The sequence below is a fragment of the Amycolatopsis sp. cmx-4-61 genome, assembly GCF_046548775.1.
Lineage (GTDB): Bacteria > Actinomycetota > Actinomycetes > Mycobacteriales > Pseudonocardiaceae > Amycolatopsis.
In genome coordinates, this window is record NZ_JAEBEI010000001.1 from 930,145 (window position 1) to 942,369 (window position 12,225).

Consider the following 12,225-nt stretch of genomic DNA (forward strand, 5'->3'; position numbering starts at 1 on the left):
CGGCCTGACCACGTCTTCCCAGGAGCTCCTCGGTGGTTTCCGACCCGCAGCTCGTGTCCGACCAGCCCGAACCGGAACCCCGTGAGGAGTGTGGCGTCTTCGGCGTCTGGGCTCCCGGGGAAGAAGTTGCGAAGCTGACCTACTACGGCCTCTACGCCCTGCAGCACCGGGGGCAGGAGGCGGCCGGCATCTCCGTCTCCGACGGCTCGCAGATCGTGGTCTTCAAGGACCTCGGCCTGGTCAGCCAGGTGTTCGACGAGCAGATCCTGCAGTCCCTGCAGGGGCACATCGCCGTCGGGCACTGCCGGTACTCGACGACCGGCGCGACCATCTGGGAGAACGCCCAGCCGATCTTCCGCACCACCGCGACCGGCAGCGGCCTCTCCTTCGCGCACAACGGCAACCTCGTCAACACGGCGGAGCTGCGCGAACGCACCATCGAGGCGGGTCTCAAGCCGCACGCGGGCCTGACCGGCTCGTCCAGCGACTCGGACCTGATCTGCGGCCTGCTGGCCGCGAACGCCGCCGACCGGGGCATCGAGGCCGCGGCGATGGAGCTGCTGCCCACCCTGAAGGGCGCGTTCTGCCTCGTGTTCGCCGACGAGAACACGCTCTATGCGGCGCGTGACCCGCACGGCGTCCACCCGCTGGTCCTCGGCCGGCTCGAGCGCGGCTGGGTCGTCTCGAGCGAGACGGCGGGTCTCGACATCGTCGGCGCGTCCTTCGTCCGCGAAGTCGAGCCCGGCGAGCTCATCGCGATCGACGCCGCCGGCCTGCGCTCGTCGCGGTTCGCGAACCCGGACCCCAAGGGCTGCGTCTTCGAGTACGTCTACCTCGCCCGCCCCGACACCACGATCGCCGGCCGCGGCGTGCACGCCACCCGCGTCGAGATCGGCCGCCGGCTCGCCAAGGAGCAGCCGGTCGAGGCCGACCTGGTCATGCCGGTGCCGGAGTCGGGCACCCCGGCCGCGATCGGCTACGCGCAGGGCTCCGGCATCCCCTACGGCACCGGCCTGGTGAAGAACGCCTACGTCGGGCGCACGTTCATCCAGCCTTCGCAGACCATCCGCCAGCTGGGCATCCGGCTCAAGCTGAACCCGCTGCGCGACGTCATCCGCGGCAAGCGCCTGGTCGTGGTGGACGACTCGATCGTCCGCGGCAACACCCAGCGCGCGCTGGTCCGGATGCTGCGCGAGGCCGGCGCGCTCGAGGTGCACGTCCGGATCGCGTCGCCGCCGGTGCGGTGGCCGTGCTTCTACGGCATCGACTTCGCCTCGCGTGCCGAGCTCGTCGCGAACGGCGTCGACCTCGACGGCATCCGGCGTTCGATCGGGGCCGACTCCCTGGGCTACATTTCGCTGGACGGCCTGGTCGCGGCCACGGAACAGCCGAAGTCGCGGCTGTGCACGGCGTGCTTCTCCGGCGAGTACCCGATCCCGCTGCCGGAGGACGCGCTGATCGGGAAGCACCTGCTCGAAAGCCTCGACTCGGTCAATGGCGCGGCGACCCCGGTCAGCCCCGCCGGGTACGGTGCCGAAGACGCCGTCCGGCGTCCCTAGCAGTTCCTTCCAGAGGGAGTCCTTCCACCGTGAGCGAGTCCACGAGCGCCACGTACGCCGCCGCCGGGGTCAGCATCGACGCCGGCGACCAAGCCGTCGAGCTGCTCAAGCCACACGCCGCGCGGGCCAGCCGCCCCGAGGTCCTGGGCGGCGTCGGCGGTTTCGCCGGGCTCTTCTCCCTGAAGCTCGACAAGTGGAAGGAGCCGGTGCTCGCGTCGTCGACCGACGGCGTCGGCACCAAGATCGCGGTCGCGCAGGCGCTGGACAAGCACGACACGGTCGGCATCGACCTGGTCGCCATGGTGGTCGACGACCTGGTCGTGACCGGCGCCGAGCCGCTGTTCCTGCAGGACTACATCGCCGTCGGCAAGGTGCACCCGGAGAAGATCGCCGCGCTGGTCGGCGGCATCGCCGAAGGCTGCGTCCAGGCCGGCTGCGCGCTGCTGGGCGGCGAGACCGCCGAGCACCCCGGCCTGATGGGCGAGCACGACTACGACATGTCGGCCACCGGTGTCGGCGTGGTCGAGGCGTCGCAGCTCCTCTCGCCGGAAAAGGTCCGTCCGGGTGACGTCGTGCTCGCGCTCGGCTCGTCCGGACTGCACTCGAACGGGTACTCGCTGGCCCGGCGCGTGCTGCTGGACATCGCGCGGATGCCGCTCGACGGGCACGTCGAGGAGTTCGGCCGCACCCTCGGCGAGGAGATGCTGGAGCCGACGCGGATCTACGCCAAGGACTGCCTGGCGCTGGCCGCCGAGACCGAGGTCCGGACGTTCGCGCACATCACCGGCGGCGGCCTGGAGGCCAACCTGGCCCGGGTCATGCCGCGCGGCCTGGTCGCCCGGCTCGACCGCGGCACCTGGAACCCGGCGCCGGTGTTCGCGCTGATCGGCCACCGCGGCAAGGTCGAGCGCGCGGAGCTGGAGAAGACGTTCAACATGGGTGTCGGCATGGTGGCGATCGTCGGCGCCGAGGACGTCGACCGGGCGCTGGCCATGCTGACCGCGCGGCACGTCCCGGCGTGGGTGCTGGGCGACGTCCAGCCCGCCGACGACGTCGACGGGCCGCGCGCGGTGCTCTCGGGCGACCACCCGCGGTTCTGATATCCGATTGGCCGGGCTGTCACACTTGACCCTGTGGCAGCCGAAGACGTGGTGGTCGGCTCCCGGTTCACGATCCCGGGAGCCGAGTTGAGCGAGCGCTTTTCGCGCTCGTCCGGCCCGGGCGGCCAGGGCGTGAACACCACGGATTCGCGCGTCGAGCTGTCCTTCGACGTGGCTGGGTCACCGTCGATCCCCGAGCACCTGCGCGACCGGGTCCTGGCCGGGCTGGGCTCCCGGCTGGTCGACGGCGTCCTGACGATCGCCGCCAGCGAACACCGGTCGCAGCTGCAGAACCGCGAGGCCGCGCGCGGCCGGCTGGCGAACCTCCTGCTCGACGCCTCGGCCCCGCCGCCCGCCAAGCGGCGTCCCACGAAGCCGTCCCGCGGTTCGAAGGAGCGCCGCCTGGCGTCGAAGAAGCGCCGGAGCGACGTGAAGAAGGGCCGCTCCGGCCGCTTCGACGACTAACGCAGGGACAGGTGCACGCACTCGCCCGCCGGCCGGTAGCCGACGCGGGCGTAGACGTGCCCGATGCCCAGGTCACCGGGGGTGAGGAACGCCGTGTGCGCCCCGGCCTCGTGCACTTCGCGGGTGAGCCGGGCGGTGAGCGCCGCGGCGATCCCGCGCCCGCGGTACGGCTCGAGCACGGCGATCCCGGCGATCTCGGTGGTGCCGTCGACGATCTCGAGCGCGACCCCGCCGCCGACAACCCCGCTACCGACAACCCCGCCGTCGGCTTCCGCGAGCAGGTGCCGTCCGCCGGCCTTCAGCTGCTGCACCTCGTCGTCGCTGATCTCCGCGGGTTCGCCGAACGCCGTGCTCTGCGCTGCCCGCATCCGCCGCAGGTCGTCATCGGACTCCGGCACGCGCAGCCGGATGCCCGCCGGCGCCGGCCGGTCGACCCGCGCGGCCGGCGCGCAGGTCATCAACGGCACCCGCCGTTCGAGCTCGTACCCCGCTCCGACCAGCAGTTTCTCCAGGTCGGGAGCGACGTCGGTGAAGTACTCGAGCCGCGGGAGCAGGTCCCGCCGCCGGTAGGCCGCGGTCAGCGCGGCGATCTCGGCCGCCGTCGGCTGCGCGCCGTCGTCCGGGATCGCGTAGTTGAGCATCGGGTGGGGTGTGCCCGGCGAGTAGGTGGCGAGGAACGGGCCGACCCGCTCGGTCTCGCGGCCGCGCGGCGCGGTCGTGCGGACATAGGCCTGGATGGCAGACATGTGAGCCTTTCGAAGAACACGTCAAGGAACCGCAGCCGCGGAACGGCCTGCGGGCGGGGCGCTGGGCGTCGGGCCTAGCGGGGGCCGACGCCGGTGACGGCGTCAGGCATAGGCAGTCATTCCTTGAAGTCGGACGGGCTCTTCCGGGCCATGATCGCACGGCGGGCAAGCGGTTTACCGGCGTCGCGGGTAGGGCGGCTGCGCGGTCCGGTGATCTTTCCGGTGGCGCCGTTTGTTCTCCCGTGGTTCGGTCAGCGGACACATACTGTCCACAGTGGATGCTGTGGACAACCCTGTGGATGAATTTCGACGACAGGCGGAAAAGCGTTGCGGCGCAACCGAAAGCTGCGAAGCAGGCCTGTGTACTACTTCCCGGCCAGTTCGCGTGCCTGCTCGAGCAACTCCTGCAGGCGCAGACCGCGCCGGACGTCGCAGGGGTGCGTCGTCGTGCCGCTCGCGATCATCGCCGCGAAGTCGTCCAGCAGCGCGGTGTAGGACTCCTGCGCCGAGCCCGGTTTGCGCCCGAGCGTCCGGTAGCCGTGCTCGCCCCAGACCGTGACCTCGACGACGGTCGGCTGCACCGGCAACCGCAGCGAGAGCGTGGCCGTGCTGACCACGCCGTCCTCGTGGGCCAGCATCAGGTGCCAGAGGTCGCCGGGGCTCTGCCGCGCCGCCACCACCTCCGTGATCGGGCCGAGCGCCGCGTCCAGCATGTCGAGGGCGTGCGGGCCGATGTCGAAAAGCGCGCCGCCGTCGTCCTGGCGCCACGCCGAGCCGGCGTACTGCCCGCCGAGCAGGGCGCCGGACAGCCAGCGCGCCCCGCCGCCCGCCCAGCCGCCCGCCTGGGCGAGGCCGGCCAGCCACTCCTGCGTCTGGGCGGAGTAGCGCAGGGTCAGCACGACCAGCGCGGCCACGTCGGCCGCGGCGACGGCGTCGGCCAGCCGCCGCGCGCCGGCGAGGTCGGCGGCGATCGGCTTCTCCAGGATCAGGTGCTTCCCGGCTTCGGCCGCGCGCACGCCCAGCTCGGCCTGGATCGACGGCGGCACGGCGAGTGCCACCGCGTCGACCTGCTCGAACAGCTCCTCGACGCTGCTGGCGGTGGCCGCGCAGTGCGTCTCCGCAAGCGCTTGCGCCGCCTCCGGCCGCCGGGCCCAGACCGCGGTCAGGGCGGTGCCGGGGTGATCCGCCAGTCCGGGCGCGTGGATCGTCGTCGCCCACGGGCCGGCGCCGATCAGGCCGACGCGCAGCTGTCCGTCCGCGATGAGCTGTCCCACGCCCGCAGTCTAGGTGTGTCCCGCGTCGCGCCGGAACCGCACCTTCGGCGGGGGCCGTCCTGGTTAAAGTGCCTGCATGCTCGCCTCCCGCTTCGCCGTCGTCTGCGCACTCCTGTTCGGCGCCGCCTTCGTGGGCGCCGCGCCCGCGTCGGCGGCGGGCACGGACGGGCCCTGCCCCGACGGCGGCGGCGTGACGGTGGTCGTCGACTTCGGCGACCTGGGTCCCGCGCCGTTGATCCGCTGTGCCGCGGGCACGCCCGCGAACGGCATCGCCGCCCTGCAGGAGGCCGGGATCGAGGTGGCGGGCTCGCAGAAGTACGGCCTCGCCGTCGCCTGCCGGATCAACGGCAAGCCGGGTCCCGACGTCGAGTCCTGCGCGGGGATGCCGTCGGCGACGGCGTACTGGAGCTACTGGCACGCCCCCGCCGCCGGGGGTACCTGGACGTCGAGCCAGGAAGGCGCCCAGACGGCGAAGCCGGCCCCTGGCGGGTTCGAGGGGTGGGCGTTCGCTCGTCCCAAGTCGGCGAACGACCTGCCGGCGCCGCCGCGGGTGCCGCCGGTGCGCCAGGCCGCTTCGCCGGCCCCCGCCGCCCCCGCTGACCAGGGCAGTTCGTTCCCGTGGGGCGCGGTGCTCGGAGCCGTCGTGATCTTGCTGGTCGCGGGCGCGGGGATCGTCGTCGCCCGGCGCCGGCGTGCGCAGTAGGGCGCTGCACCCCGGTGCCTGGTGGGCCTGGGCGCTCGCGCTGGCCGTCGCGGCCAGCCGGACCACGAACCCGGTGCTGCTCGGCCTGATCATCGCCGTCGCCGGGTTCGTCGTCGCGAACCGGCGCAGCGACGCGCCCTGGGCGCTGGCGTTCCGGATGTACGGCTACGTCGGCGCGCTGATCGTCGCCTCGCGTGTGCTGTTCCGGATCCTGCTCGGCGGCGAAGACGGCGGCCACGTGCTGTTCACCCTGCCCCGCATCCCGCTCGCCGCCGGGCTGGCCCTGTTCGGGCCGACGTCGGCGGAGGCGCTGCTCGGCGGCTTCTACGACGGCCTCCGGCTGGCGACGATGGTCGTCTGCGTCGGCGCGGCGAACGCCCTGGCCAACCCGAAACGCCTGCTCAAGGCCGTTCCGGGAGCGTTGTCCGAGGTGGGGACGGCGGTGACGGTCGCGTTGACGGTCGCCCCGCAGCTCGTCGAGAGCGTGCAGCGCGTGCGACGGGCCCGCCGGCTGCGGGCCGGGCCCGGGCGCGGGCTGCGGGCGGTGAAGGGCATCGTGGTGCCGGTGCTGGAGGACGCGATGGAGCGATCGCTGCGGCTGGCGGCCGCGATGGACTCCCGGGGCTACGGCCGCCGGGCCCACCTCGACGTGCGGCTGCGGGTGCTGGTCGCTTCCTGCGTCCTGGGCGGGCTGGTCGGCGTGTGCGTCGGCGTCTACGGCGTGCTCGACGGGACGTCGTCCTGGCTCGGGCTGCCGTTGCTGGCCGCGGGGCTGGCCGTGGCCGTCACGGGGTTCGTCCTCGGCGGCCGCCAGGTGCGGCGGACGGCGTACCGGCCGGACCCGTGGGGGTGGCCCGAGACGCTGGTCGTCGCGGCCGGCGTCGGCGCGTGCGTGCTGCTGTTCGCGACGGCCCGGGTCGACCCGGGCCGGTTGTTCCCTTCGCTGAGTCCCTTGCGCTGGCCGGAGGTTTCCTGGGTGCACGCGGTGTCGTTGCTGGTCGGGGCGCTGCCCGCGGTCGTCGCACCCCCGGTTCCGGAGGTCGTCCGGTGATCGAGTTCTCGCGTGTCACGGTGACCTACCCGGACGCCTCGCGGCCGGTGCTGTCGGACGTGTCGCTGCTGGTCGAAGAGGGCGAGTTGTGCCTGGTCGCGGGCCCGACGGGGGCGGGCAAGTCGACGTTCCTCGGCGCGATCAACGGGCTCGTCCCGCACTTCACCGGCGGCCGGCTGGCCGGCCGGGTCGTCGTCGCCGGCCTCGACACGTCGCTTCACCCACCGCGCGAGCTGGCGTCGGTCGTCGGCGTCGTCGGGCAGGACCCGCTCGCCGGGTTCGTGACGGACACCGTCGAAGAGGAGCTCGCGTACGCGATGGAACAGCTGGCGGTGCCGCCGGCCGTCATGCGCAAGCGCGTCGAGGAGACGTTGGACCTGCTGGGCATCGCGGACCTGCGCAGTCGTCCACTTCGGACACTGTCGGGCGGCCAGCAGCAGCGCGTCGCGATCGGCTCGGTGCTGACGGCGCACCCGTCCGTGGTCGTGCTGGACGAGCCGACGTCCGCGCTGGACCCGACGGCGGCCGAGGACGTGCTCGCGGCGATCACCCGCCTGGTGCACGACCTGGGGACGACGGTGATCGTGGCGGAGCACCGCATGGAGCGGGTGGCGCAGTACGCGGACCGGCTGCTGTACCTGCCGGGCGACGGCTCGGTCCGCTCCGGACCGCCGGCGGAAATCCTGGCGACGTCGTCGATCGCCCCGCCGATCGCCGAGCTGGGGCGGCTGGCGGGCTGGTCACCACTGCCCCTGTCGGTCCGCGACGCGCGGCGCCTCGCGGGGCCGCTGCGTTCGCGGCTCCGGAAATTGTCGGTGGTGGGTCGTAGTCTCTCGGTGACCGGTTCGGCACTGAATGTGAGAGGGGTGGTGGTCCGGTACGGAGATGTCCTGGCGGTGCGCGGGGTCGACCTGCGTGTCGGACCGGGAGAGGTGGTCGCGCTGATGGGACGCAACGGCTCCGGCAAGTCGTCGCTTCTCTGGGCGGTGCAGGGCAGCGGCCCGAGGTCGGCGGGGAAGGTCGACGTCGGCGGCGCGGACCCGGCGTCGCTCAAGCCACGGGTGGCCCGTCAGCGCGTGGGTCTGGTCCCGCAGACCCCGGCCGACCTGCTGTACCTGGATTCGGTGGACGCCGAGTGCGCACAGGCGGACACCGAGTCCCAGGTACCGGCCGGAACGGCCCGGGCCTTGCTGGACCGCCTCGCCCCGGGAATCGCCGGTGAAGCGCACCCCGGCGACCTCTCGGAAGGGCAGCGACTGGCGTTGGTGCTGGCGGTCCAGCTGGCGTCGGCCCCACCGGTGATCCTGCTCGACGAGCCGACCCGCGGCCTCGACTACCACGCAAAACGGCGCTTCGCCACGGCCCTGCGAGAGCTGGCCTCGCAGGGCCGGGCGATAGTGCTGGCCACCCACGACGTCGAGTTCGTGGCCACGGTGGCCACCCGCGTGGTGGTACTGGCCGACGGCGAAGTGGTGGCGGACGGCCCGACGAAGGAGGTGGTCGTCGCATCGCCGGCATTCGCCCCGCAGGTCGCGAAGATCCTGGCCCCGGAGCGCTGGCTGACGGTGGACGAGGTAGCGGAAGCGTTGGCATGAGGAGGGTAGGCGGAGGGGGAGGGCGGGGGGCGGGGCGGGGGCGGGGCCCAGGGAGACGGGCGCTGGCCGACAAGACCCGCTCGGCACCCTTCGCAGACGTTTGCGCGCCGGCCCCACCTCTCGATCGGTGGTGCCGGGCGGGCACGCAGCAGCGCCTCGGGCTGTCGGGTGCCGGGCGGGTGTGCCGCAGCGCCTTGGGCCTGCGGCCCGCGGTTGGCGGTGCTCACCAGGGTGCGGCGTCTGCGACCCGCGGTTGGCTCAGCGGAGCGTTCGGCGGCTCGCGCTCGGCGACGTCGGGTGGGTGCGCAACTGCGCTGGCTGCGGCGCAGCGGGACCTGCGTTGGTCCAGCTCGCGGTCGGCAGGTCCGCAACCCTTCCGGCGCGCCCCAGCCATCGCGGGCACCAGCTCCGCGAAGCGGCCCGCACCGCACACCCACCAGACCTTGAACCGGCGGTGATCCCGGCATGACCGATTTCCTCAGCCCATCGTCCCGCCCCATCCGGCTGACTGCGCGGCCCGCGCTCGTCCTCACCGTCGCGAGCCTGCTCGGGCTGGCCATGTTCTGCTGGCCCCTCTTCGCCCACCCCCAGCCGACCGCGGCCGCGCACACCGGCGATGCGCCCTTCGTCTTCATGGCGACCCTGCCCGTGCTGATCCTCGTCGTGCTCGCCGAACTGTCGCGCGGGGGCATCGATGCCAAGGCGCTCGCTCTGCTCGGCGTCCTCTCGGCCGTCAACGCCGGGCTGCGGCCGCTCGGGGCCGGCACCGGGGGCGTCGAGCTGGTCTTCTTCCTGCTCGTCCTCGCCGGCCGCGTCTTCGGGCCCGGGTTCGGGTTCGTGCTCGGCTCCACGTCGCTGTTCACCAGCGCGCTGCTCACCGCCGGGGTGGGGCCGTGGCTGCCGTTCCAGATGCTCGCGTCTTCGCTGATCGGGCTGGGGGCCGGGCTGCTGCCGCGGAAACCGCGGGGGAAAGGCGAGATCGCCCTGCTCGTCGGCTACGGCGTCTTCGCGGCCTACTTCTTCGGGCTGCTCATGAGCCTGTGGTCGTGGCCGTTCCTCGCCGGGGACAGCACGCAACTCGGCTTCGTGCCGGGCGCGCCGCTCCTCGAGAACCTCCGGCGGTTCGGCGCGTACACCGTCCTGACCTCGACCCTCGGGTGGGACACCGGCCGCGCGATCACCAACGCCGTCGCCATCGTCCTGCTCGGGCCGGCCATTCTCGGAGTGCTGCGGCGGGCCGCCCGGCGCGCCGCCTTCGACGCGCCGGTGACCTTCGATCAGCTGTAGGAGTAGAAGCCGCGGCCGGTCTTCTTGCCGAGGAGGCCCGCGTCCACCATGCGCAGCAGCAGCGGCGGCGACGAGTACAGCGGCTCCTTGAACTCCGCGTACATCGAGTCCGCGATGGCCTTGATCGTGTCCAGTCCGATCAGGTCGGACAGCCGCAGCGGGCCCATCGGGTGGGCGGTGCCCAGCTCCATGCCGCGGTCGATGTCCTCCGCCGACGCGAAGCCGGACTCGATCATCCGGATCGCCGAGAGCAGGTACGGCACCAGCAGCGAGTTCACGATGAACCCGGCGCGGTCCTGGGAGCGGATCACGGTCTTGCCCAGCGCCGTCGTCGCGTGCTCCTCCGCGCGGCGGGCGGTCTCCTTGCTGGTCAGCAGCGAGGGCACCAGCTCCACCAGCGGCAGCACCGGCACCGGGTTGAAGAAGTGGATGCCGACCACCTGCTGCGGACGGCTCGTCGCCATGCCCAGCTTCATGATCGGGATCGACGACGTGTTGGACGCGAACAGCGCGTCCTCGGCCTCGACGATCTTGTCCAGCTGGCGGAAGACCTCGACCTTCGCCTGCTCCTGCTCGAGGATCGCCTCGATGACCAGTTCGCGGTCGGCGAACTCGGCGATGTCCGTCGTGAACCGGAGCCTGCCGAGGGAGGCGTCGGCGTCTTCGGGGCTCAGCTTGCCGTTCTTGACGCCGCGTTGCAGCGACTTCTCGATGCGCGCCTTGCCCGCGTCGAGCGCCGGCTGGTTCACCTCGGTGATCACGACGTCCAATCCGGACCGTGCGTGCACCTCGGCGATGCCGGACCCCATGAGGCCCGCCCCGACGACTCCAACCCGACTTACCACCGGTTCACTCCTTCGTCGCTTCGCAGCCCAACGCGTCTGTTTGACACGAATGCGGGCAGCACGCGACGCGCGAGGGCGGTTGCCGGACGTGGCCCGGCTTCGCCCTCGCGCGTCTACGCGTGCTCAACGACGGTACTCGTCGTACCCGTCGTCGTACGGGTCTTGATCATCGCTGTCGGACTCCTCGTAATGACTACTGGAGGAGTTACTCGACAGCTCGCGCTGCAAAGCATCGAAGTCGGTCTCGTGCGAGCTGTATTTGAGCTCACGCGCCACCTTCGTCTGCTTGGCCTTAGCCCGGCCGCGCCCCATGGCTCGACCCCCTCGCACAGGGGCGGGGCGGCCGGGGGAATCGGCGGCCCCGCATCGTCTCGACAATTCTTTCCTGCTCACACCGTACCGTGTCCGGGGGGTTCGATGCGACGTGGCACGGTGTGCCGGTCGTGACAGTGTCCGCCGGACACCGGTTACCGGCCGGTCGGTGGCGATCGGCGCAGGTAGACGTGCCACGATCTACCCGTGCTCCGTCCCTTCGTGGCTTACCTGCGGGTGTACGAACCCCTGCTCGCCCTGGGCGATCCGCCGGACGTGCGGCTGCGTGCGGCCGTCGCGGCGGCGAAGCTGCAGCGGACGGACGCCGGGGCGCGCGAGCAGGCCATGTGGCTCAAGTCACAGGTGGCCGCCCCGCGGCGGCTGCTGCCCGCCGAACTCGCCGACGGCCGGCCCGCGCCGAGCCTGCTGACCGACGTCCTGGTGCTCGACCCGGCGGAAGTACCGGGCGGCAAGGCCGAGCACGGCCCGCTCGTCTGCCCGCTGGAGCTGCGGGCCCGCTCGGCGGCCGCGCTGGTCACCTTCCTCGGCGACGCGCACCCGGCGCTGAAGAACGTCGTCCTCGACGAGGGCGGCTTCACGCAGGAGACGATCCGCGCCCGGACGAAGTCGGCGATGGCGGACCTGAGCACGTCGGCGGCGCACACGTTGTCGACGACCTGGACCGTCCCGCTGCCGTGGTTCGTGCTGATCGAGCCGGAAGAGCGGCGGCTGGTGCTCGGCGAGGGCCGCGCGGATTCCCGGCGCGAGCTGTCCTGGCGCGCCACCCTGGCCGACGCGCAGCACCGCGCCCGCGAGGCGGGCGAGCTCCTGGAGCAGACGTTCGGCGACTCGGGACCGGGCCGCGTGCTGTTCGAGACGCGCCGCTGGCTGGACAACTTCCACCCGGACTCGGTGGTCGAACTCGACTACGGCGGCCTGGTGCAGCTGTTCACGGACCCCGTCCTGGAGGCCGACAACACGGCCGACGAAGTCCACGACATCCTGGACGCCCTGCGCTCGGGCAACGTCGAGGAGCTGGCCGAACTGTTCTCCGACCTGCGCGAGTTCTGGGGCGACGTGGCCGCCCGCGAGCGCGCGAACTAGTTGCGCCGGCAACCGGACGCCCCGGCGGCCTTCCGCCCGGAACTGTCGGTGCCTCCCGGTAGCGTGGAAAACGGGGGCTGCTCACGCACGCCGCGCTCGCGCGCGAGGTTCGCCGAGCAGGCATCGCGGGTCGGCAACCGCGGTTCCATCCGCAGGTGGGGCCGCCGACGGGGGTGACCGGGCG

At 72.6% G+C, this 12,225-nt stretch carries 12 protein-coding genes; 8 read left to right on the top strand and 4 right to left on the bottom strand.

All coding sequences use genetic code 11. The features are described 5' to 3' along the window. Positions 1 to 32: 32 nt before the first annotated feature. The 3 genes from purF to arfB are packed head-to-tail and all read left to right on the top strand — an operon-like array spanning position 33 to position 3,124. Positions 33 to 1,559 (top strand): amidophosphoribosyltransferase, encoded by a 1,527-nt coding sequence (gene purF, locus ACLJOU_RS04565; protein ID WP_410563400.1) that lies wholly within the window; start codon positions 33 to 35, stop codon positions 1,557 to 1,559. Positions 1,560 to 1,588: 29 nt separating this feature from the next. Continuing rightward, positions 1,589 to 2,659 (top strand): phosphoribosylformylglycinamidine cyclo-ligase, encoded by a 1,071-nt coding sequence (gene purM, locus ACLJOU_RS04570; RefSeq protein ID WP_410563403.1) that lies wholly within the window; start codon positions 1,589 to 1,591, stop codon positions 2,657 to 2,659. Positions 2,660 to 2,707: 48 nt separating this feature from the next. After that, positions 2,708 to 3,124, top strand: a complete 417-nt coding sequence (gene arfB / locus ACLJOU_RS04575) for an alternative ribosome rescue aminoacyl-tRNA hydrolase ArfB (RefSeq protein ID WP_410564723.1) — start codon at positions 2,708 to 2,710, stop codon at positions 3,122 to 3,124. Here arfB and ACLJOU_RS04580 read toward each other — a convergent pair. Next, positions 3,121 to 3,870 (bottom strand): GNAT family N-acetyltransferase, encoded by a 750-nt coding sequence (locus ACLJOU_RS04580; protein ID WP_410563404.1) that lies wholly within the window; start codon positions 3,868 to 3,870, stop codon positions 3,121 to 3,123. The two genes, arfB and ACLJOU_RS04580, sit on opposite strands and share 4 nt — an antisense overlap. 365 nt (positions 3,871 to 4,235) lie before the next feature. Continuing rightward, a complete protein-coding gene (locus ACLJOU_RS04585; protein WP_410563405.1) occupies positions 4,236 to 5,144 on the bottom strand; it encodes a Gfo/Idh/MocA family protein in 909 nt (302 codons plus the stop codon). A 76-nt stretch (positions 5,145 to 5,220) separates the two neighbouring features. Here ACLJOU_RS04585 and ACLJOU_RS04590 point away from each other — a divergent pair, with 76 nt between their 5' ends. The 4 genes from ACLJOU_RS04590 (at position 5,221) to ACLJOU_RS04605 (ending at position 9,780) form a co-directional block, all read left to right on the top strand. Next, positions 5,221 to 5,847 (top strand): hypothetical protein, encoded by a 627-nt coding sequence (locus ACLJOU_RS04590; protein WP_410563407.1) that lies wholly within the window; start codon positions 5,221 to 5,223, stop codon positions 5,845 to 5,847. Then, positions 5,837 to 6,898 carry a CbiQ family ECF transporter T component gene (locus ACLJOU_RS04595; protein WP_410563408.1) on the top strand — a complete coding sequence of 354 codons (1,062 nt, stop codon included), beginning with the start codon at positions 5,837 to 5,839 and terminating at the stop codon, positions 6,896 to 6,898. The genes ACLJOU_RS04590 and ACLJOU_RS04595 overlap by 11 nt, the downstream gene beginning before the upstream one ends. Continuing rightward, entirely contained in the window at positions 6,895 to 8,493 is a 1,599-nt protein-coding gene (locus tag ACLJOU_RS04600; protein ID WP_410563410.1) for an ABC transporter ATP-binding protein, read from the top strand. Before ACLJOU_RS04595 ends, ACLJOU_RS04600 begins: the two co-directional genes overlap by 4 nt. Before the next feature lie 465 nt (positions 8,494 to 8,958). Further along, positions 8,959 to 9,780 carry an ECF transporter S component gene (locus ACLJOU_RS04605; protein ID WP_410563412.1) on the top strand — a complete coding sequence of 274 codons (822 nt, stop codon included), beginning with the start codon at positions 8,959 to 8,961 and terminating at the stop codon, positions 9,778 to 9,780. On the opposite strand, the gene ACLJOU_RS04610 is transcribed toward ACLJOU_RS04605, so the two are convergent. After that, on the bottom strand, positions 9,771 to 10,625 hold the full coding sequence (locus tag ACLJOU_RS04610; protein ID WP_410563413.1) for a 3-hydroxybutyryl-CoA dehydrogenase: 855 nt from the start codon (positions 10,623 to 10,625) through the stop codon (positions 9,771 to 9,773). The genes ACLJOU_RS04605 and ACLJOU_RS04610 overlap by 10 nt on opposite strands. Positions 10,626 to 10,748: 123 nt before the next feature. Continuing rightward, complete coding sequence (locus tag ACLJOU_RS04615) at positions 10,749 to 10,937, bottom strand: DUF3073 domain-containing protein (RefSeq protein ID WP_308674317.1); 189 nt, start codon at positions 10,935 to 10,937, stop codon at positions 10,749 to 10,751. A gap of 207 nt (positions 10,938 to 11,144) precedes the next feature. Between ACLJOU_RS04615 and ACLJOU_RS04620 the strand changes: the two genes are divergently transcribed. Next, positions 11,145 to 12,041 carry a hypothetical protein gene (locus ACLJOU_RS04620; protein WP_410563416.1) on the top strand — a complete coding sequence of 299 codons (897 nt, stop codon included), beginning with the start codon at positions 11,145 to 11,147 and terminating at the stop codon, positions 12,039 to 12,041. Positions 12,042 to 12,225: the final 184 nt, after the last annotated feature.